This window comes from Methylophilus sp. YYY-1, assembly GCF_029132825.1.
GTDB classification, from domain to species: Bacteria; Pseudomonadota; Gammaproteobacteria; order Burkholderiales; family Methylophilaceae; genus Methylophilus; species Methylophilus glucosoxydans.
Map to the genome: position 1 here is coordinate 401,006 of NZ_WOVG01000001.1, position 21,192 is coordinate 422,197.

Here is a 21,192-nt window from a genome sequence, read left to right on the forward strand (position 1 = left end):
CCCGACTAACGAATGAGGACCCGGCGTGCGTCTTTCATCGGGGTCCGGGCCAATCATGCCCAATATGACCGGTTGTAGTACCGCAGTCCTTCACCTTCTCGCTTAACACTGGCTACAGCAAAGGATACTTATGCGCTGAAAAACTTAAAACACACAAAAACATTGCAGATAGCTATTGCTTAAAATGGGGAAGCCCTTGTAGTTTGAAGTAAGGGGCTGGCGACAATGGTGGCGCAGCCGATGTTATTAAACATTAATTTCATAGAAGCTTGCTTTCGCCAGTCCCGCTTGATGGATGGGTTAGGGACCTGACTACTCAAAAGCAAGCCCCTGCGTGATTACACCCGACAAAAATGGCTAGTGTAAGCCCAACTAGGCTAAATGCTGCTGCAACACCCACAGAAATTGACATGGCTGGGTGGAAGCGAAACGCTTGCGAGCCAGAAGAACTAACGCCAAGAGTGAACCAAAGTGGGATAAGAAATGCCGTGATACCGCTTAATGGAATGATGCTGTGGCGGAGATAAAAAGCCAAAGACATTTCAGAATAGCGGCTCACTGGACCTGGAAATTTTGCCGAAGCAATGGCACCAAGCAAAGTGACCACGGTGGCAAAAACGCTAGTAGCACGAAGGATATAGCGAACACGCGGTGATGCTCGCGAACAAGCTCGACTTAACAGCCACATCAGTGCGCCAACAACTACCAATAAACTGAGAGAAGTGATTAAGTACATAGCGAATTTAAGGGCCCTAACGTTTGACGTGAGGGGCCGCCGTAGCGGCGACGCCGCGAAGGGAACCCACGAGCGCAGCTTGTGGGCGGCCCCTCTCGACGGAATTGTTAGGTGGCAGGGTGCATTTTTTTGAGCAAGGCACTTGGGTCATCCTTGAGGTGAATAGGAACGATGATTCTGTCTACTTCAAGAAGGATTCCATCCGAGAATCCTCGACAAACTTCGTCAAATAAGTGCCAAGCCAAGTCGGAGAAGTGCCTAAGTTGAGCGTTCAACCATGCAGCAGAGTCCTTTCGAGATTGTTCTCGCGCGGACTCTAACTCTGAATGACCAAGAACATCGATCATTGTGTCGAGTAGGGTTAGCTTCGCTAACTCCGGATCTGCTCGCCGATGGCGGCGCTCGTGAACGTGCGCTCCGCGATCGCTAATCAGAGGGGCTAGCTGTTCTTGCACAAATTGGGCAAGGGAGTCCCCTACTTCAGTTATAAACTCCGTGAAGTCAGTGTCCTTCTTATAGCGGCGCTGGATAAACTTAATTAGGTCAAACAATCTGCACTGGAATAAATATACCTCGTTCAAATAGCTTTCCATCCAGAAAGTCACCGTAGCTGTGTGTCGCGCCGGCTCAATGGACTCCACGGACGTCGCAGCTAGATCTCGGATGAGATCGAGTGTCTGCCCAGATTGAATGCACTCGTGGAACTGATTCCAAAAGTCCCGCAAAAATCCAAACTCGCGTGAGACTCCAACTGGAGATAGCTCCGTTTCCCAAGGAGACTCAATAACTTGCATGCTGCGCTTCTCAGCCAGCTCTCGATGGGCTTCATCGCTCAGCCATCGCATGATGGCTGGCGTGCCAAAAGCCGCCATATAGCGCTTGACGTAACTTGGTCGATCACGCTCCACGGGATACCTAGCGTTTGAATTAACGGGCGCGCTTTAGCGCGTCCCTGTAAATGATGGGTTATGCATTTTTATGTAAATAACTCCAAACTGAACCATCATATATAAACCTAGCATTGTTTCTAGAAAAACACTTTCTTGATAATTTCCAGAAATCGGCTTTGCTTCTTGGTACAACTACAAATTCAGTAACCTGTTTTTCGGTTGCAAAAACGATAACATTAATTCTGTCATCGCCACCCACTGCTGTTTTCTTCGTAACATCCCAATCAAACCCTAGAATGTCGTTTGATTTCAGGGTGTATGGCCCAAAAAAACAAACACGTGACCATTTATCGTTAGCAATGTTTTTAAAATCGATTGGTTTTGGTGCCTGCGCAGTTATGTCACTAACAATTTTCAATTGTTCAGGACTATCAGTTTTTTCATAGCAACCAAAAAGCAGAAACGCTAAAAAATAAGGAACTTGGTTTTTATGCATAACGTTGGAGGTAAGCGGACTGCCGCTTGCGGCAGGTCAGTTTGACCGAAGGGTTAGCACGCAAACGTTTGCTAGAGGCCACGCTTTAGTTCTCCCAGCATAAATTCACATGCAGAGGATTCACTTTCGAACGAGCCTAGGATTGCTTCTTGCCCTCGCTCGAAGAACGAAACTTTCCATTTGCCTTCACTCTCAATAAGGCAAATTCGTTCATTGGTGTTGCTTCCACTGAGGGAGTAATACACAGATGGGACACCAAGTTTTTTTAATACTGCAATAAGCTCATGGCGGTTCATTTTGACATGCTCGCTAACGTTAACTAGACCCCAAAAACGAACCTAAAATTTTATCTATACCGGGGTCCATAAAATTATTAAAATTATTCATTTTAATAAAATCAATTCTTAGTTGTTTTTTATGACACCTTTATACAAGGATCACAGTATGAAAAACACACCTGAGGCAAACCGTTACCAAAGCCCTTTATAATCTTAGAGCGCTTGAGCGTGAAGGGTTACTGCAGTGTGGCTATTGAGCATACTCAAACTGGATTAAACGATATATTTTAAGCAATGACAAGCCTGAGATGAAAGGCCTGTTGAAACACAGCTTGGAATAAAAAACGCCAGCATAGCGCTGGCGTTTTTATACTGAGCAGAGCTTAGTCTTTAGAAGCACGTTTACGCTCGTGCTCTAACAGGTAGCGTTTACGCAGACGGATGGTTTTTGGTGTGATTTCGACCAATTCGTCATCGTCAATGAACTCTACAGCACTTTCCAGGCTCAGTGAGACTGGAGGAATTAAACGCACCGCTTCGTCTGTACCAGAAGCACGCACGTTTGTGAGTTGTTTGCCTTTGATTGGGTTAACGACCAGGTCATTGTCGCGGCTATGAATGCCGATGATCATGCCTTCATACAATCTGTCGCCTGGGCTAGAGAACATTTTGCCGCGATCTTGTAGCTTCCATAAGGCATAGGCAACGGCCTCACCTTGTTCAGCTGAAATGAGCACACCGTTACGACGGCCTGGCATGTCTGCTTTTACCGGGGCGTATTCGTCAAAAATATGCGCCATCAAGCCAGTACCACGGGTTAAGGTTAAGAACTCACCCTGGAAACCAATCAGGCCACGTGCTGGGATGCGGTACTCCAGACGCGTGCGACCGTTACCGTCAGATTCCATGTTAGTCATTTCACCACGACGACGGCCTAACTCCTCCATGACCGCGCCCTGATTTTCATCTTCAACATCTACAGTAAGGATTTCATAAGGCTCGCATTTTTCGCCATTGATTTCTCTGAACACGACGCGTGGTTTACCTACGGCAATTTCAAAGCCTTCACGACGCATGTTTTCCAGCAAAATGGTCAGGTGCAATTCGCCACGACCAGACACACGGAAAACATCGGTGTCTTCAGTATCTTCAACGCGCAAAGCCACGTTAACCAACAATTCTTTGGTTAAACGATCACGAATTTGACGTGAGGTGATGAACTTACCTTCAGTGCCGGCTAATGGTGAGGTGTTGACCATAAAGTCCATGGTCAAAGTTGGCTCATCTACGCCCAGATGTGGCAAACCAACAGGTTTGTCGCGATCACAGATGGTGAAGCCAATACCGATTTCTTCGATCCCTGAAATGATCACAATGTCACCAGCTTCGGCTTCTTCAACCGGCACACGCTCTAAACCTTTAAAACCAAGCACTTGGTTAATACGGCCTTGTGCGACTTGCTCATCTTCGCGCATCACTGCTACGACTTGGCCTGGCTTGATACGACCGTTAGTGATACGACCAACGCCCAAACGACCTGTATATGTCGAATAATCCAAGGCTGAAATTTGCAATTGCAATGGAGCATCGCTGTCGCCTTTAGGTGGCTCAACGTGACTCAAAATCGTTTCAAACAGGGCGCGCATATTGTCTGAAGGATTTTTCAGGTCCAGCGTTGCAAAACCATTCAAGGCAGAGGCATAGACCACAGGGAAGTCTAATTGCTCATCCGTTGCACCCAAATTGGCAAACAAATCAAAAGTGTGGTTGATCACCCAATCCGGACGGGCACTTGGACGGTCTACCTTGTTAATCACGACAATAGGCTTCAAGCCTAGCGCCAGTGCTTTCTTCGTCACAAAACGGGTTTGTGGCATGGGACCGTCAACGGCATCCACCAACAGCAATACGCCATCCACCATACCCAATACACGCTCTACCTCACCACCAAAGTCGGCGTGGCCCGGGGTATCAACGATATTGATATGCGTGCCTTCATAAGTTAAGGCGGTGTTTTTGGCCAAAATGGTAATGCCACGCTCTTTTTCGAGATCATTGCTATCCATCACACGCTCAGTCACCGCTTGGTGTGAGGCAAAAGTACCTGACTGTTGAAGTAGCTTATCGACCATGGTGGTTTTACCGTGGTCAACGTGGGCGATAATTGCGATATTTCTTAAATTGCGTGCCATGTGAACTGCCATCTGTTTGGAAAGGGCGCGATTTTATCACAAATCAACTAAATAATTGACTTTTAAAATAAAATGGATATACTGCGAGCAACTTTAAAGCGTTGCTGGTGCTCTACTAGCCCAATACGTTTTAAATTCATTGCCCTGACCTGTCGATAACTCGCGAATTTTTGAGGTTATCATCTTTAGATGAAGTCTTGATGACACCATCTTCTTTTATCGGTTAGTGGCCATGCCCAAGCGCCGGTAAAAGCAATCCATTCCTGATGTTGCTTTCGCTCAGCAAGTACTACATGCACACTTTGTGCAATGTAATTGACTGGCTTTGCATTTGCTTTACTAGCGCCCTTTTTAATTGTTGATGAAAGGGACATTCCTTGTCTTTTGCAGATTTAAATCTCGACCCCTCCATTTTGCGCGCATTGACCGACGCAGGCTATGAAAACCCAACACCGATTCAGGCACAGTCCATTCCTGAAGCATTGCAAGGCCGTGACATCATGGCTTCTGCACAAACCGGCACCGGCAAGACCGCTGCCTTTACCCTGCCCGCTTTAAACTTGCTGGCAACACCACACCCGGTGCGCAGCCGTGGCCCACGTATCCTGGTACTGACACCAACCCGTGAACTGGCTGCACAAGTGAATGAAGCCGCACGTAAATACGGTAAATTCTTGCGCGCACGCTGCATCAGCATTGTGGGTGGCATGCCTTACCCATTGCAAAACAAGTTGCTGTCGCAACCACTGGATATTCTGGTAGCAACGCCTGGCCGTTTTATTGATCACCTTGAGCGTGGCCGCATTGACCTGAGCCGCCTGCAGATGCTGGTGCTGGATGAAGCTGACCGCATGCTGGACATGGGTTTTATGCCGGATGTAGAACGTATTTGCGAAGCCTTGCCTGCTGAGCGCCAAACTTTGCTGTTCTCTGCCACACTTGACGGCATTATGGATATCGGCAAACGTTTCCTCAATAATCCACTCACTATTCAAGTGGCTGGTCAAAAAGAAAAACATGCCAACATTGAACAACGTTTGCACTTTGTGGATGACATGAACCACAAGAACAAACTGCTGGAGCACTTGCTGATTGCACCAGATGTCAATCAAACCATTATTTTTACCAGCACCAAGCGCCATGCCGATTTGTTGGCTGAAGACTTGTATGCTGCCGGCCATAGCACTGCGGCATTGCACGGCGACATGACTCAAGGTGCGCGTAACCGCACGCTGACAAAATTGCGCCACGGCGATGTAAAAGTGCTGGTAGCGACGGATGTTGCAGCGCGCGGCATTGATGTACAAGGTATTTCACACGTCATTAACTACGACCTGCCTAAATTTGCTGAAGACTATGTACACCGCATTGGTCGTACTGGCCGCGCCAACAATACCGGCGTTGCGATTTCGTTTGCTTCAAACGCCGATCGTCATTTGCTGCGCAAAATCGAGCAATATACTGGCCAGAAATTACAGGCTGAAGTGATTGCCGGTTTTGAGCCAAAACGTGCGGTACGCATGGATGATGGCGATAGCCGTCGTGGCAAGCGCCCTGGCAAACCACAAGGTAAAGGTGGCTTCCGTCGCGACGAGCGTTCAGCACAGCCAAAATCATTTGGTGAACGTGTTGCACGTGAAGGCCAGCGCGATGCGCAAAACAATAAGCCACGTGCACCGCGTACCCCAGAAGCTGGACAAAGCAAAGAAGTCAACGGTAACAGCAAGAGCTACAACAAGGATACCGACTTCCAGTTTGCCCGCGCATTGGCGGACGAGTTTGGCCAGCGCCGCCCACGTCCAACCAATAGCCAGGAACGCTTTGGCAACCCTAACGCCAGCCGTAGCAATCAAAAACCACGTCCAGCGGGAAAATCCTTTGGTGACAATGGTGGTGGCGCCGCCAAACGTCCTCGTTCATTTGCCTAAGCCTAGCCTATGACTGAGCAAACCATTGTAGATTTTCGTGCGCTCGGCCTGGCCGAGCCGCTGTTGAAAGCGATTGAGGAATCCGGGTATACCACGCCGACGCCGATTCAGGCGCAGGCGATTCCTCTTGCCTTGCAGCACATGGATTTGATGGCCGGTGCGCAAACAGGGACGGGCAAAACGGCGGCGTTTTCGCTGCCAATTTTGCATACCTTGCTGCCATTGGCCAGCACCAGCACCTCGCCAGCCAAGCATCCCATCCGGGCCTTGGTGCTGGCGCCGACACGTGAGCTGGCGATTCAGGTATACGACAACATCAAAACCTATGCCAAACACACGGCTTTGCGTAGTACTGTGGTGTATGGCGGTGTAGATATCAAGACGCAAACGCCTATCCTCAAGACAGGCGTTGAAATCCTGGTCGCGACACCCGGCCGCCTGCTGGACCATGTCGAGCAAAAAACCTTGTCGTTAAACCAGGTACAGTTTCTGGTATTGGACGAAGCCGACCGCATGCTGGATATGGGCTTTATGCCTGACTTAAAGCGCATTCTGGCCTTGTTGCCAAAACAGCGGCAAAATCTGATGTTCTCGGCGACGTTTTCTGATGAAATCAAAAAACTGGCAGATGCGTTTTTAAATAATCCGACATTGATTGAAGTGGCACGCAGCAACGCCACCAACGACAATGTGGAACAAAAAGCGTTTTTGGTGAACACTGACCAGAAACAACGTTTTTTGGTACAACTGCTCAAGCAATACCCCAATCAGCAAGTGATTGTTTTTACCAAAACCAAGCTTTCGGCCAGCAAACTGGCCAGAGCACTGGAACGTGATCAGGTGCCTTGTAGCGCGATTCATGGTGACAAGTCACAAAAAGAACGGATCGAAGCGCTTGATGCGTTTAAGGCGGGCACTATTCACGCCTTGGTTGCGACCGATGTTGCCGCACGCGGTCTGGACATCACGGACTTGCCATTGGTGGTTAACTACGAAATCTCTACTGCGCCAGAAGATTACGTGCACCGTATTGGCCGTACAGGCCGTGCAGGCGCTAAAGGCATTGCCATTTCGCTGATCGACGAGGATGAAACCAAGTATTTTGACGAGATTGAAAAGCTTATCAAAAAACAGATTCCAAAAGAAAAAGCCAATGTCAGCAGCAGTACAACCCCTGCGCGTTCACGCCCCTCTAAAGCCTCCAGTGGCAAAGATGCCTGGTTTGAGCAGCCTTACCAGCCAGCCGCCGCCACGGCCGCGCCCAAAGCAGTCACGGCAAAATCTGCAGCTAACGTAAAACGCAAAGTGGTTGCCGCGCTGCTGGGTGGATTTGGCTTTAAAGCGACGCCGCAAAACCGCACGCAAGCCAAGCGCACGACAGGCAGGTCTAAGCAGAAATCAGATCTCCCTGCTCAGCAACCTGCTGAAAATGCAGCGGAGACCGCGAATATTGAGTCCTAAGCCTGCAATCCCAGAGACGACACTGAAGTCCTGGAACTGGGATTGCGATGATGACAAAGCCCCGAGATTCGGGGCTTTTTCTTTCTGCGGATGAGAGGTTGAGCTTGCGAATATTAAGGGGATTAACCCTCGCGATTGCGCATAAAATCCGCCACGCCATACAATTGATTGGCAATATGCTTCATCAGCGACTCTTCAAACTGTAAGGTATGCATGGCTTTAATCATGCAATACATCCATTGATCGCGCTCGGACTCACCAATGGAAAACGGCAAATGCCGTGCCCGTAATCTGGGATGTCCATAGCGTTCGATATACAACTGCGGCCCGCCCGTCCAGCCAGTTAAAAACATAAACAGCTTTTCGCGTGCCTCGGTGAGATCTGGCTGGTGAATGGCGCGTAAACCCGCCGCTTTTGGGTCGCTATCCATGATGTCATAAAAGGTTTCCACCAGCTGTCGGATGGTCTCAGTCCCTTTTTCTGTGCCGCCCAGCCAGTCAAACAACGATTGTTTGGCGGTATTTGGCTCTTGAATTTCAGTCATTGCCACACCAGTTATCCTGCGACTTTAGGCGTGACCAGACCCGCAGCCTCTTTGGCACGCGCACGCGCGAGGTCCGTATTGTCAGCGGTCGCCAAGGCGACGCCCATGCGACGCCGCACAAAAGACTCCGGCTTGCCAAACAAGCGAATCTCGCTGTTAGGTACTGACATGGCCGCTTCCAGACCGTGATAGGCCAGTGTTTTGGTATCTGCACCGCCATAAATGACGGCGCTTGCGCCAGTCTCACGCTGAGTCACATCCACAGGCAAGCCTAAAATCGCACGCGCATGCAGTTCAAACTCATTCAGGCGCTGCGTGCACATGGTGACCATCCCAGTGTCGTGCGGACGAGGACTAACCTCAGAGAACCAAACCTGCTCACCTTTGACAAACAGCTCAACGCCAAACAAGCCCTGACCACCTAAGGCATCCGTCACTTTTTTGGCAATGTCCTGAGCATTTTTCAAGGCTAGCGCATCCATTGCTTGTGGCTGCCAGCTCTCAACGTAATCGCCCTGCTTTTGCACATGGCCAATCGGCGCGCAAAAATGCGTTTCAATCTCGCCAGCGGCATTTTTGGCACGCACGGTTAACAAGGTGATTTCATAATCAAAATCAATCTGACCTTCGACAATCACCACCCCTTGATTGACACGCCCCGCACTGGCGGCATACTCCCAGGCGGCCTTCACTTCTGAGGCTTGTGTAATGCGGGATTGACCTTTACCAGACGAAGACATGGTGGGCTTGATAAAGCATGGATAACCAATACCACCGTCAATCGCTGCTTGCAATTCAGCTTCAGAACGGGCAAACGCATACGGTGACGTCGGCAGGTTTAATTCTTCCGCGGCCAGCCGGCGTATCCCTTCACGGTTCATGGTGAGTTGCACGGCACGTACAGTAGGCACCACCGTGACGCCTGTGGCTTCAATCTCGGCCAGCGCCTGCGTATTCAACGCCTCGATTTCCGGGACGATATAATGTGGTTTGACCTGACTCACCAAGGCTTTAAGCGCATCCGCGTCAGTCATATCAATCGCATAGGCATGATGGGCAACTTGGTGACCAGGCGCATGCTCATAACGGTCAACCGCAATGACTTCCACCCCCAAACGCTGCAAGGCAATAATCACCTCTTTGCCAAGTTCGCCACTGCCCAACAACATGACTTTGGTCGCATTTGCGCTTAACGGGGTACCAATCATTTTTAGCTCCACTGTAAAAGCGTAATGATACCATGCGCGATTTATGTGCAAGAGGCCGTACGCTTGATTTACATCATGCAACAACCACGCACGGGCATAACAAAACGCCCCGCAGTTGCGAGGCGTTTTATTCAGGATGACAGAGATTCAGCGCGTTATACAGAGATGCCATGTTTATCCATACGATAGCGCATGGTCATTCTCGTGATGCCCAGCAATCTTGCGGCCTTAGAGACATTATTACGCGACTGCTCCAAGGCATTTAGCAGCATGGCCTTTTCTGCATCATCCAGCGTCACCTGGCTGTCGCCTTGCAAGACACTCGCCACCTGGTTCATGCCAACCTGAGGCAAGCCCAAGTCAAGCTCGGAAATCATAGACTGTGTGCACATCAAAACCGCACGGCTGATTTGATGACGCAATTCACGGACATTGCCCGGCCAGTGATAGGTTTGCATTGCCATCAATGCCGCGGCGCTGAACTCATGATGCGGCAAGGCGTAGCGCTTCTCAGTCAGTTGTCGGAAATAATTAGCCAGCAACAAGACATCTGCCCCACGATCACGCAAGGGAGGCATTTTCATGGTAATCACGTTCAGTCGGTAATATAGATCCGAACGGAAGCGCCCCTCATTCGACATCTGGTATAAATCACGATTGGTGGCGGCGATAATACGCGCGTTCACTGGACGCTCCTTGGTAGAGCCCAAGCGACGCACCATTCTGCGCTCAAGTACATTGAGTAATTTTGCCTGTAAACCCAACGGCAACTCGCCGATTTCATCGAGGAACAAGGTACCATCTTCTGCAGATTCGATCAGGCCTGGCCGCGAGGAAACTGCATTGGTAAATGCGCCTTTCTCATGCCCAAACAGCTCACTCTCAATCAGCTCAGCCGGTAAAGAGGCACAATCCACATGCACAAAAGGTTTGTCATGATTGGCACAACTGCCATGCAAAAAACGTGCAACAACGTCTTTGCCCGTGCCGGTTTCTCCTGTAATCAACACCGTCGGTTGCACGGCATCACTGAGCGCACTTAACTGGGCAATACGCGTGATCTGTTGGCGCACACTTTGCATAGGCGTACTTTCGCCTATCAGTTGAACGGAGTCATTAGCAACGGCATTGCGCTGGCGCGAGTAATCCAGGCTGGTTTGCAGTTCTGTCGTCTTCTCGTTTTTCTGAATAATGAGCAATAACTCTTCAAGATCAATGGGCTTTTTTAAGTAATCAATGGCCCCCAGCTTGATGGCATTGACCGCATCACTCACGTCACCAAACGCAGTCATGACAATCGTATTGATATTTCTGGCAATAAACTCTGATAACAGGTCTAGACCATTGCCATCGGGCAGGCGCATATCCAACAGCGCCATATCCGGTTCAAACTGCTTGATTAGCAGTCTTGCATCGCTTAAAGATTCTGCGTGCTCGCACTCAAATCCTGCTTTTTGCAAACGCTTAACCACCGCGCGCGCAAAAAGCGCCTCATCCTCTACCAGCAAGATTTTTTTCTTGAGAGGCATTAAGCTGGATTTATCCACTGATGATGAAAGTTGTGAAAGCACGCATCCTCCTCGTTTATTTAGTCTTTATCGTAAGAAGCGACGGACTTTTTGACGCCAAAATCGTAACGCGCACCGATCCAGCCTGCTCTTGGCGCACCAGGCGCATAAAACGTATCGTTGGTTTCATTGCCACTAAACTGGCCGGTAGTCGGGTCAATCGGATTCTGACCCAGCATGCCCAAGCTGTAATACTCGCGGTCAAACACATTATTCACACGGGCGAAGATGTTCCAGCCATTGTCAAACCGGTAGTTTGTGAACAGATTCACTACCGTATAACCACGGACTTTTGCGCCAGAACTTGTATCCTTGTTGTTTTCGTTGCCACGTGAATACTGGCTGGAGAAGGCCACAATATTGCTGCCCACATTCCAGGCAGAAGTCACGTCATAGCCCAAGCCCAGTTTAAACTGATGTTTTGGGATACCTGCCAGGTAATCTCCCTTGTTCACCTGAATAAAGCTGTTGCCTGACGCAGGATCTACAGTAGCGCTGGTATTCACCTGATTCGCAATCTGGAAGGAAGACTCGTAGGTAGCCTGCACAAAGCTATAGCCCAGATTCCATGAAAATGCATCCATACGCCCTGCAAGACTCGCATCAAGCCCCTGACGCTTGGTTTTACTGATATTAGAGAAAAAACCAGCGCCGTTATTGAGGGCGGTCGCAGAGGTCAGAAACTGAATGTCATTGGTGTTGATCGTATGATAGGCACCCAGACTCCAGGTGATTGTCGGTGTCAGGAAGCCACGCAGCCCGGCATCATAGGTTTTGCTAACCACTTGTTTGAGTGGTGGGTCACCGGCCATTGCGTTAGGCAATTTACAAGGATTGTTTTCATCCGCACATCCCAGCTCGATAGAGGTAGGTGCGCGGCTGCTTTCACTATAAGACGCATATGCCGTCAATTGATTGCTGGGCGTAAAATTAATCCCCAAAGACGGATTCAGCCGATTGAAGGAATGCGTGCCGGTGAGCGAGCCGGAACCACTGGGGGTGATCTTGTCATCATTATCAATTTTAGTGGTGTTGTAACGCGCAGAGGCCGTCACGTGCCAATAAGGATTCAAAGACAAGGTATCCGTCGCAAAGACGCTCCAGGTGCGGTTCACACCGCTCAAATTCACTTGGTCAGTCAAGGCATTAAGTTCGCCAGTGCCATCCACGCCACGGTAGCTGTTTAACAAGCCAAACTCGGTATTCTGCGAGAACTTGGTCTTACCGCGGTTGTAGCCCAAGCCGCTGATAAACTGATTTTTCAGGCCCAGTAAATCTTGAGAAAAGGTTAACTGTGAGGTAAAGCCGTAACTTTTCTGCGTTAATCTGCTGCGGTTAATCGCGCCAGAGCAGTTCTCATCAGCATCATTTCCAGCCAAGCAATCTGAATTATTGTCACCTAACCCGCCAGCAGCCAATTCAAAACCATCATTTAAGTCACCATTGAAGGTTTTGGTACGCACATCACGATAATAAACATTCCCACTTAACTGAATATCGTCAGCAAAGTAATGGCTCAAATTAAGGTTTACAAAAGCCATGTTGTTCTTGGTCTGGTCAGGCACGGTAAAATTGCTTTTGTAGCCCAAAGAATCCAGCAAACTGCCTGCTTGCAAGCCATTGCCACGCATTTTGTTATCTGCGAGCGACAAGCTGACATTGACAGAGGTTTTTTCATTCTGCCAACCGGCCTTGGTAAACAACTGCTTGACGCGGGAGGCTGAAAAACTGCGCCAGCCATCCTCTTCAAAACTGTTGCCAGAGATAAAGAAATCTTTAGAACCGTCTTCGGACACGCCACCATATTCTGCATTCAACACATGACGGCCCCAGGAACCAGTGTAAGCTTCAACAGCGCCGCCCTGGTTGGTACGGCCACTCTTGGTCTGCACTGAAATCGCCCCACCTAAAGTGTTCAAACCAAACAATGGGTTAGAGCCTGGAATCAAAGTCATCTGATTAATGGCGTTCATCGGAATCAGGTCCCAGTTCACCACATCACCAAAGGCTTCGTTCACACGTACGCCATCGACATACACGGACAATCCTTGTGGCGTGCCAAGCAAAGGGGAAGCGGTAAAACCGTGATAGTTCACATCGGGCTGGAATGGGTTGTTCTGTGTTTCATTCACATTCACCCCAAGCATGTTCTGGTTCATGTAGTCACCTAATGTCAGGCTCTTTTGCTTGACCAGCTCTTTTTGTTTGACTTGCTGCACGCCGGCAGGAATGTGCTCAAGAGGCACACCAACCCCATTCAGCGGCGTGGTGCTGATGACCTCGACTTTATCCAATTGCACCTCTTCAGCTTGCACAGCGACCGCATGCGCCGCATAAGCAGAGAGAATGGCCATCAACAATGGTTTGACTGCTTGTTTATTCATAACGAATGATCCTTTTCCCGAGAATACTTAAATGAATGTCTTTTGGCTGCAAAAAACACTCAAGGTATTGAGCAAAAATCATTCCATTGTGAGGCTAAAAAAATATCTTTTTTTAATCAATGAGATAAAAATAAATCTGGTTTATTACAACCAGATTTTATCTTAAAATTGGTTTATTACAACCAATTTAACAACCACCATTGGATATATACAACCAATTACAGAAGAGAGGGAGACGGCGTCAGGCTGATTTCCAGACCGTAAGCATTGCGGCCAGGCTGCCAGGCGGCATCCACCGCCAGCCCTGCCAGTGAGACCAGCGTTTCAGAAGCACCTGGATGGGTGGTGGCCACTTGGACCAAAGGATAAAAAGCACGTTGCCATGGCGGAATGCCCAGCATTTGAAAGAGGACTTTCAATTCACGTCGTGGACGCTTGGCATCAGGCTGCAAACTCTCACCCCCTGCCCTAGGCATCAACTTGAGCGAAGTGCCTTCAGCAAGCACCAAAGGCTGCCCATACCGCCGGTTAAGGGTAATCGCTGCCGGGGAAACCCCCAGTCTGGCCAAAGCAATCCCGCGCGCTTTCACGACTTTAAACTGCACTTGCCATTCACCCCATTGCTGCGAGGCTTGCCCTTGCCACACCAGCGGTGTTTGCGGCAATGCGCTTGGTTTGGTAACGCAATACAGGCGTTGCTGGTAATGGTGCAAATAAGCTGACTGAAGCGAGGCTTGCCCTTGTAACGGCAAATGCAGATAACGGTTAGGTTTTACCGATGAAAGCTGCTGCCAATAGTCTTGCAATTGATCCTGATTGGGCATCCGTAACTGCAACTGTTGAAACCAATGGCGGAGCAAGTTTTTGGAGCGGACATCACCCAATGCATACAGCTTTGACATCGCAATCGATTGCCCCAGCCATTCGGCTTGCAAATCACATTGCGCCAAGTCCTGGCTGGCCAGTACATCCAGCAAACTCTGCGCGTCTGCCATGTGCCCCGCCGTTCTCAACAACGACTGATCCACTTGCGGATAACGTTCGCGCAACACTGGCATCACTGCATGACGCATAAAATTGCGGTCGTAAACCGTATCTGCGTTGCTTTCGTCTTCTACCCATTGCAAGTGGTGTGCGGTAGCAAACTGTAAAAGTGCAGCTTTTGGCACGCTTAACAGTGGCCGATACAAGCGGCGTGCCCCATCCCATGCGGCCATGGCACTCAAGCCCTTGACGCCAGCGCCTCTTACCAGTTGCAGCATCAACGTTTCTGACTGGTCTTGCAGATGATGAGCCGTCACAATCGTATCTGCACCGATCTGCTGACGCTGTTGCTCCAGGGCATGATAGCGTGCTTCTCGGGCGGTGGCCTCCAGGCCTTGTCCGCTTTGCAAATCTACGCGCACCTTGTCAGCAAAAAAAGGGACATTGTAGGTCTGGCAACGGTGTTCGCATTGTTGCAACCACGCATCGGCATTAGGACTCAAGCCATGATGCACATGCATGGCTGACAGCCGAAATGGCAATCGCTGGCACAGCTCTGCGAGCAGATGTAACAACACCATAGAATCTACGCCACCGCTCAGTGCGAGTAGCAGATGTGGTGTGTTGGCATCCGGATTTGACAGCCCAGCCAGAAAACCAGATAACTGGCTTTCCAGGCTGGTCATAAGAGAAGCATTACTTTTCACTGGCCGCTTTAAATTTACCGTAACTCATCAGACGCTGGTAACGTGTCTCCAGCAACTGCGGTATTTTTTTGGCCTGCAATGCTTTCAACTGTTGGCCGATCGCTTGCGAGACCTTCTCCATCACATCTTCATAATTACGATGTGCGCCACCCAGCGGCTCGTTGATAATGGTATCAATCAAGCCCAAAGACTTGAGCCTGTCTGCGGTAATGCCCAAGGTTTCGGCGGCTTCCGGGGCCTTGCTGGCGCTCTTCCACAAAATGGACGCACAGCCTTCAGGCGAAATCACCGAGTAAGTGGAATATTGCAGCATATTCAAATGATCCACGACACCCAAGGCCAGCGCACCACCAGAACCGCCCTCACCGATCACCACGCCAATAATCGGCGTTTTCAGTTCGGCCATGACATACAAATTGCGTGCAATCGCTTCTGACTGGCCGCGCTCTTCAGCCCCAATGCCGGGATAGGCGCCTGGCGTATCAATAAAGGTGATAATCGGCATCTTGAACTTTTCGGCCAGACGGAACAGGCGCAGCGCCTTGCGGTAGCCTTCAGGACGCGGCATACCGAAATTGCGGTATTGGCGTTCTTTGATATCGCGGCCTTTTTGATGGCCCATGACCATGACCGGAATGCCTTTAAAGCGCGCAATGCCGCCGACAATGGCCGGGTCATCTGCATAGGCACGGTCGCCATGCAACTCCTGGAAATCAGTAAACAAGGCATTGATATAGTCTGCAGTATAGGGGCGCTGCGGATGGCGGGCCACCTGGGAAATCTGCCAGGCAGTCAAGGCCTGGAAGGTATCCTGCAATAACTTGGTATTCTTCTTTTGTAACAAATCCAGCTCTTTGGAAATATCCAGAGAGTCATGTTCGTCATGCGAAACTTGTAGCGCGTCAATCCGCTTTTCCAGTTCGGCAATCGGTTGTTCAAAATCAAGATAAGTCAGTTTACTAGGCGTTAAACGTTTTACACTCATTGGAATTCCAATATGAATTCTTTAGAAAAAAGTTCAGGCATTATAAAGGATTTTGACGTTTTCTTTAGACAACCAGCCCTGTAAATTGTGTAGCAGGTCGTCATGCAGCACGACTTGCCAGTCATCGCCTAGCATCAAACTCACCTGGGCAGACTGGTTATGGTAGTCCACTTTGATCGGACAACGCTTCTGTTCCTCACCGGCGTAGCGATAAGGCGTCAATACAGTCATGAGACGCTGCACATCTGAAGTGCCATTGCAGCTCAAGGTCAGCATTTGCGCAAAACGGTTACGCACCGCGGCCAGATCATAGAGTTTACGGGCGCTGACACGGATGCCGCCTGAGAACTCATCATTACTGATGCGCCCTTCTACCACCAGCAGCTGGTCTTCCTTGATCCACTGTACGTGCTGATTCAACAGTTCGCTACCGACGACCACATCCACGCGTCCGACGGCATCATCCAGCGTCACAATCGCCATTTTTCCGCGCTGCGTCATGCGGACACGTACACCCATGACCACCCCGGCCAGCAGTTTCGGCTGCTCTTGTGGCGCCAGCTCACCCAGATTGCCTTTAATAAAGGGGCCAAGCTGCGCTTTGTAGCTTAAATAAGGGTGGCCACTCAAGTAAAAACCCAGCGCTGTTTTTTCTTCTTGCAAGGCCTGCTCGGGGCTCCAGGCGGCAATATCCGGCAACGCATGCTGCGTTTCGATCACCCCGCCAAACAGGCAATCTTGCCCGGCGTGTGCCGCGCCCTGCTCTGCGACACTGATCGCCCTATCCAGGCCCGCCAGCAACGCAGCCCGGTTAGGTTCCAGCTTGTCAAAAGCGCCGGCGCGGATCAGAGATTCAATCACCCGACGGTTGACCTTGCGCAAATCCAGGCGCTGACAAAAATCGAATAAGTCTTTGAAAGGGCCTTGAGACTGACGGGACGCCATAATCAACTCAATCGCCGCCAGGCCGGTGCCTTTGATGGCGCCCAAGCCGTAAAGCACCTGCTGCGCATTGAGCGGCTTGAACTGATAGACACTGGCATTGATGTCTGGCGGCAACACTTCGATATGATTGGCGCCGCAGTCATCAAAAAACGTATGCACGTTATCGGTGTTGTTCATGTCAGCAGACATGGTCGCCGCCAGAAAAGCCGCCGGGTAATGCGCCTTCAAGTAAGCCGTATGATAAGCCACCAAGGCATACGCTGCCGCATGCGACTTGTTAAAGCCGTACCCCGCGAACTTTTCCAGCAAGTCAAACAAATCATTGGACTGCTGCAAGGTCAGGCCATTTTTGAGCGCACCTTCATTAAAGATTTCGCGCTGTTTGACCATCTCTTCCGGCTTTTTCTTACCCATGGCGCGGCGCAGCAAGTCTGCACCACCAAGACTATACCCGGCGACCACCTGGGCGATCTGCATCACCTGTTCCTGATACACGGCAATACCGTAGGTTTCCTTGAGAATAGATTCGGTCGACGGGTGCGGGTATTCCACGCGCTGCGTGCCATGTTTACGGCGGCAGAAGTCTGGAATCAGATCCATTGGGCCAGGACGGTACAAGGCAACCAGCGCAATAATGTCTTCAAACAAGTCTGGCTTGGCTTGCTTAAGCATATCTTTCATGCCGCGCGATTCCAGCTGGAACACCGCTGTCGTATTGGCTGTTTTCAGCAGATGGTAGCTACGCTTGTCATCGAGCGGAATCGTCTCAAAACTCAGTGGTGGCAACGTTTCTTGCGCGCGCTGCGCATTGGCGTTTTCAAGCGCCATATTCAGGATAGTCAGCGTGCGCAGGCCCAAAAAGTCGAACTTAACCAGGCCGACCGCCTCCACATCATCTTTGTCGTACTGACTGACCAGGCTATCGCCATTGGGCTGGCAATAGACGGGCGAGAAATCTGAAATCTTGCCAGGCGCAATCAACACGCCCCCGGCGTGCATACCGATGTTACGGACCAGGCCTTCCAGCCGCAATGCCAAAGACAGTAATTCTGCGACCTCCTCTTCTTTTTCGCGGCGCTCTTGCAGTTGCGGCTCTTTTTCCAGTGCGGATTCAAGCGTGATGCCCAGCTCCATTGGAATGAGCTTAGCGATGCCATCGACAAAGTTGAACGGCAAATCCAGCACGCGGCCCACATCGCGGATCACCGCTTTGGCCGCCATGGTCCCGAAGGTGGCGATCTGAGACACCGAAGCCAAGCCATATTTGTGCTTGACGTAATCGATGACGCGATCTCGCCCTTCCTGACAGAAGTCAATATCAAAGTCGGGCATGGAGACCCGCTCCGGGTTTAAGAAACGCTCGAACAGCAGGTTGTATTTGAGCGGGTCGAGGTCGGTAATCCCCAAACTGTAAGCGACCAAAGACCCCGCACCGGAGCCCCGGCCTGGTCCGACTGGCACGCCGTTGTTTTTTGCCCAGTTAATAAAATCGGCCACGATCAAAAAGTAGCCAGGAAACCCCATCTGAATGATGATGCCGCACTCAAACTGCAAGCGCGCTTCGTATTCAGCTCGTTTGGCTTCCCGCAGCTGTTCATCCGGGTACAAATAGGCCAGGCGGTGCTCCAAGCCTGCTTTAGACTGGTCCACCAGATATTGATCCAGACTCTCACCATTAGGCGTCGGAAAATCGGGCAGGTAATTTTTCCCCAAAGTCAGCGTCAGGTTGCAGCGCTTGGCAATCTCCACCGAGTTTTGCAAGGCGATGGGCATATCGGCGAACAAAGCCTGCATTTCTGCCTGGGTTTTCACATACTGGGTGGCGACAAAACGCTTGGGTCTACGGGTATCGGCCAGCACATAGCCTTCCGCGATACAGGTGCGCGCCTCGTGCGCCATAAAGTCATCCGGCGTCTGGAACTGGATCGGATGCGTTGCCACCACAGGTAAATCGAGCTGCTGTGCAATGGCGATGGTTTGTCTGATCAATTGCTCTTGGGCATAGGCTTCGGTATTGCCGGGCACATGTACGCGCTGAACTTCCAGGTAGTAGCGGCCTTCAAATACCCCGGCCCAGTGTGCTGCCGCTTGCAAGGCTTGAGCCTGGTTGCCAGCCTGCAGTGCCTGTCCAATGTCACCGGCAGTAAAGCCCGACAGCAGCAATAGCCCTGCGTTTTTTTGCTGTAACCACTCGGGTTTGATTTCTGCCCGTTCACGGTACTGGTTCTCCAGATAGGCGCGACTGAGTAATTCACACAGATTGCGATAGCCCTGCTGCGTTTGTACCAGTAACAGCAAGCGGTGAGGCTGGTCGCGCTGGAGCGGATTCTCGATCCAGACATCACAGCCCAGAATCGGTTTGAGCCCCTTGCCACGGGCAGCCTTGTAAAACTTGATCGCCCCAAACAGGTTAGCCAGATCGGTCAGCGCAATCGCTGGCATGGCATCACTTTTTGCAGCCTTGACGTAATCATCAATGCGCACCGTGCCATCCACAATGGAATACTCACTGTGGCAACGCAGGTGAATAAATGCAGGTTGGAGAGAGGGTGTTTCAGGCGCTTCCATCACTTTATTTTAACCGCCAACCTGCTTTTTTGTACCCATGCCGACGACAAATAATGTCATTGACAGCCTCAAAAAAGCCATGCAAACCTCGTAAAAAATGGATTGTTGATAGTTGTAAAAAATTGAAACGAACCGGGATTATGTTCTATGATGGCAGGCGTTTTTGTCATAAGCGATAGATCACATGCCCAATGCCACTGCCCTGCTCGATGACCCGATACTGGTGGAGGACGAGCTGCCTGCCGTGGGGCAGCACCTGCCGTATTTCCAGCTAGTTAACCGCGAGCTTGAGGACGTTGCGCTGGATGCCTTTGCAGGTCAGCGCAAGATACTGCATTTTTTCCCAGGCATTGATACGCCCACCAGTGCTAACAGCGTGCGTATTCTTGAGCGCATGGCGCTAGATCTGACTAACACCGCCATCCTGCATATTTCACCGGATTTACCATTCACCATGGCCCGCTTCTGCGCCATGGAAAGCCTGCCGCAATGCATGACTTTATCCACCTTGCGTGGCCGCGACATGCTCAAGAATTATGGCGTGCTCATGATGACCAGCAAACTGGCAGGCCTACCTGCACGCGCCATCATCGTCGCGGACGAAAATGACCGCGTCCTCCACGTTGAATTGGTCAAGGACCTGGTCATGGAACCAGACTACGAAGCCGTGCTTGCGGTGCTGCCCGCCTGATTCCCTTACTTTTTATGTGGTTGATTGCGTTGCGCTGACACGTTAAAGTGCTTGTTTAAGTTTTATTCATCACATTTTGGAGAACACTATGTCTAGCGTTACGCTCAAAGGAAATCCGGTCGCGGTTGGCGGTAAATTTTTAACCAAAGGCGACAAGGCTCCTGATTTTCAATTGGCAGATGCCAAACGCAACCTGCTTGGTCTGGATGCGTTTTCAGGCAAGCGTAAAGTCTTGAACATTTTCCCTAGCATTGATACGCCCACCTGCGCCACCTCAGTGCGCACCTTCAATAAGGAAGCCAGTAGCGTCAGCAACACCGTCGTGCTGTGCGTGTCTGCAGACCTGCCTTTCGCACAAAGCCGTTTCTGCGGTGCAGAAGGTCTGGAGAATGTTGTAACCCTGTCTACCTTCCGCGATACAGCCAAATTTGGCAATGATTATGGCGTCCTGATCACCGATAGCAGCCTGGCAGGCCTGACTGCACGTGCAGTGGTTGTACTGGATGAGAACAATCAGGTATTGCATAGCGAACTGGTTGGCGAAATTGCTGACGAACCAAACTATGCTGCTGCCTTGGCAGTCCTCAAATAAGTCAGCAGATTTGAGTAATAAAAAAGCCAGCATT

14 protein-coding genes are annotated in these 21,192 nt (G+C 50.4%); 4 read left to right on the forward strand and 10 right to left on the reverse strand.

Annotated features, from left to right (window positions below):
* Window positions 1–843 precede the first annotated feature (843 nt).
* From GOC95_RS01795 to typA, 3 genes are all read right to left on the reverse strand, one after another.
* Complete coding sequence (locus tag GOC95_RS01795; RefSeq protein ID WP_275355337.1) at window positions 844–1,644, reverse strand: hypothetical protein; 801 nt, start codon at window positions 1,642–1,644, stop codon at window positions 844–846.
* Between the two features lie 58 nt (window positions 1,645–1,702).
* Entirely contained in the window at window positions 1,703–2,122 is a 420-nt protein-coding gene (locus GOC95_RS01800; protein WP_275355338.1) for a hypothetical protein, read from the reverse strand.
* Between the two features lie 661 nt (window positions 2,123–2,783).
* Entirely contained in the window at window positions 2,784–4,592 is a 1,809-nt protein-coding gene (gene typA, locus GOC95_RS01805; RefSeq protein WP_275355340.1) for a translational GTPase TypA, read from the reverse strand.
* A gap of 377 nt (window positions 4,593–4,969) precedes the next feature.
* On the opposite strand from typA, the gene GOC95_RS01810 reads away from it, so the two are divergent.
* Together GOC95_RS01810 and GOC95_RS01815 are read left to right on the forward strand one after the other, a co-directional pair.
* Window positions 4,970–6,520: a DEAD/DEAH box helicase gene (locus tag GOC95_RS01810; RefSeq protein WP_194747667.1), complete on the forward strand. Its 1,551-nt coding sequence runs from the start codon at window positions 4,970–4,972 to the stop codon at window positions 6,518–6,520.
* Between the two features lie 9 nt (window positions 6,521–6,529).
* Entirely contained in the window at window positions 6,530–7,981 is a 1,452-nt protein-coding gene (locus tag GOC95_RS01815; RefSeq protein WP_275355341.1) for a DEAD/DEAH box helicase, read from the forward strand.
* A gap of 122 nt (window positions 7,982–8,103) precedes the next feature.
* Here the strand turns inward: GOC95_RS01815 and GOC95_RS01820 are convergent, their stop codons facing one another.
* From GOC95_RS01820 to dnaE, 7 genes are all read right to left on the reverse strand, one after another.
* On the reverse strand, window positions 8,104–8,526 hold the full coding sequence (locus GOC95_RS01820; RefSeq protein WP_275355342.1) for a group II truncated hemoglobin: 423 nt from the start codon (window positions 8,524–8,526) through the stop codon (window positions 8,104–8,106).
* An 11-nt stretch (window positions 8,527–8,537) separates the two neighbouring features.
* Window positions 8,538–9,734 carry a formate-dependent phosphoribosylglycinamide formyltransferase gene (purT, locus tag GOC95_RS01825; RefSeq protein ID WP_275355343.1) on the reverse strand — a complete coding sequence of 399 codons (1,197 nt, stop codon included), beginning with the start codon at window positions 9,732–9,734 and terminating at the stop codon, window positions 8,538–8,540.
* Window positions 9,735–9,889: 155 nt separating this feature from the next.
* Window positions 9,890–11,305 carry a sigma-54 dependent transcriptional regulator gene (locus tag GOC95_RS01830; RefSeq protein WP_194747671.1) on the reverse strand — a complete coding sequence of 472 codons (1,416 nt, stop codon included), beginning with the start codon at window positions 11,303–11,305 and terminating at the stop codon, window positions 9,890–9,892.
* Between the two features lie 17 nt (window positions 11,306–11,322).
* On the reverse strand, window positions 11,323–13,686 hold the full coding sequence (locus tag GOC95_RS01835; protein ID WP_275355344.1) for a TonB-dependent receptor: 2,364 nt from the start codon (window positions 13,684–13,686) through the stop codon (window positions 11,323–11,325).
* A gap of 218 nt (window positions 13,687–13,904) precedes the next feature.
* Window positions 13,905–15,356: a tRNA lysidine(34) synthetase TilS gene (tilS, locus tag GOC95_RS01840; RefSeq protein WP_275355346.1), complete on the reverse strand. Its 1,452-nt coding sequence runs from the start codon at window positions 15,354–15,356 to the stop codon at window positions 13,905–13,907.
* A 10-nt stretch (window positions 15,357–15,366) separates the two neighbouring features.
* Complete coding sequence (locus GOC95_RS01845) at window positions 15,367–16,362, reverse strand: acetyl-CoA carboxylase carboxyltransferase subunit alpha (RefSeq protein WP_194747675.1); 996 nt, start codon at window positions 16,360–16,362, stop codon at window positions 15,367–15,369.
* 33 nt (window positions 16,363–16,395) lie between these two features.
* On the reverse strand, window positions 16,396–19,875 hold the full coding sequence (gene dnaE, locus GOC95_RS01850) for a DNA polymerase III subunit alpha (RefSeq protein ID WP_275355348.1): 3,480 nt from the start codon (window positions 19,873–19,875) through the stop codon (window positions 16,396–16,398).
* A gap of 184 nt (window positions 19,876–20,059) precedes the next feature.
* On the opposite strand from dnaE, the gene tpx (GOC95_RS01855) reads away from it, so the two are divergent.
* Together tpx (GOC95_RS01855) and tpx (GOC95_RS01860) are read left to right on the forward strand one after the other, a co-directional pair.
* Window positions 20,060–20,566, forward strand: coding sequence for a thiol peroxidase (gene tpx, locus GOC95_RS01855; RefSeq protein WP_275355350.1), 507 nt, complete (start codon window positions 20,060–20,062; stop codon window positions 20,564–20,566).
* 88 nt (window positions 20,567–20,654) lie between these two features.
* Window positions 20,655–21,158: a thiol peroxidase gene (tpx, locus tag GOC95_RS01860; protein WP_194747678.1), complete on the forward strand. Its 504-nt coding sequence runs from the start codon at window positions 20,655–20,657 to the stop codon at window positions 21,156–21,158.
* Window positions 21,159–21,192: the final 34 nt, after the last annotated feature.